We start from the raw sequence: 220 nt of genomic DNA on the forward strand, positions 1-220 counted from the left end.
TGATTCTGTGAGTAGTGGCGAGCGAAAGCGGAGGAGCCTAAACTGCGTGCATGTATGTACCGTGTGGGGGTTGTGTGCGTGGTGTTGTGGGGAGTGGTTGTCCGATTCCACATGGTCGGAGCCCTTTGTTGCGCGTGTAGTCGAACAGTCTGGGATGGCTGACCGGAGTGGGTGAGAGTCCTGTAGGCGAAATGTGTGTGGCGGGGGTTGACTGTTTTCC

The 220-nt window shown here is 56.8% G+C and carries 1 rRNA gene; it reads left to right on the top strand.

The annotated features are described in order from the left end of the window. Position 1: 1 nt before the first annotated feature. Positions 2-220 (top strand): 23S ribosomal RNA (locus tag NQ038_RS15310); the annotation flags it as partial.

The sequence above is a fragment of the Brevibacterium sp. 50QC2O2 genome (assembly GCF_024580675.1).
In the GTDB taxonomy this organism is placed as follows: Bacteria; Actinomycetota; Actinomycetes; order Actinomycetales; family Brevibacteriaceae; genus Brevibacterium; species Brevibacterium moorei.